The following is an 868-nucleotide window of genomic DNA, read 5'->3' on the forward strand; positions in this document are numbered from 1 at the left end:
TGGACATCCACGACAGCCTCTGCGGGCACACACTGCATCGTGGCCGGGATGAGACCATCTGACGGCATGATCCTCTTCTCATATCCTGGCGCATGACGCGCCCCCTCTCTCTGGCCCGGTGGAGCGGACTGGGCCTGCTGGCTGTGTGTATCGCCGCACGGCCGGGTGTCGCGCAGGTGGCCACCCAGATCGTGCCGAGCATCGAGGAGGCTGGTGCGCCGACCTTCGTCTTTCCAGGTGCGCAGACGTCTTCCTCATCAGGGGCAGGCGCATCGGCGAGCGCGGCGCGTTACTCGGGTGCGTGGGGCAGCAGTGATGCGATGTCCAAACTGCTGTCGCAATCCTATGGCGCCGATGCTGTTGCTGCAGCCAAAGCTGCCGGGATCAATCCCGATACGCTCGCAGCTTACGCTCAGATCGAAAGTCATTTCCAGAATACCGGCAACAGCTCTTCATCGGCCACGGGGGTCTGGCAGATCACCAATGGCACATGGAATGACTACGCATCCAAGCTTGGGCTGAGTAGTGCTGACCGGAATGATCCGACGGCGCAGGCGAAAGTCGCCAGTGCCATCATCAGTTCCTATGCCAGCGCTGTTTCCAAATCCACCGGAACAACTGCAACCTCGGCGCAGGTCTACGCCGCCTATATGTTCGGACCGTCGGCCGGTTCAAAGATCGCGGCAGCGACCAGCAGCACACCTCTGAGCAGCCTCGTGTCGCGTTCCTCGCTGGCTGCCAACAACATGAGCGGCTGGACAGTGGGACAATACCTCTCAACCGTCTCGACCCGCATGGGCAGCGGTGCATCCGAAACGGTCACGGGATGAGAACAAAAGCGGAAAAGTTGCGCAATTTTGGACACAAA

General features: G+C 60.7%; 1 protein-coding gene. It reads left to right on the forward strand.

Features of this window, described 5'->3' with window-relative positions; all coding sequences use genetic code 11:
* The first annotated feature begins 176 nt into the window (after positions 1–176).
* Positions 177–830 carry a transglycosylase SLT domain-containing protein gene (locus tag GOB83_RS14670; protein ID WP_338420645.1) on the forward strand — a complete coding sequence of 218 codons (654 nt, stop codon included), beginning with the start codon at positions 177–179 and terminating at the stop codon, positions 828–830.
* Positions 831–868: the final 38 nt, after the last annotated feature.

The organism is Acetobacter fabarum, from assembly GCF_011516925.1.
Taxonomy (GTDB): Bacteria; Pseudomonadota; Alphaproteobacteria; order Acetobacterales; family Acetobacteraceae; genus Acetobacter; species Acetobacter fabarum.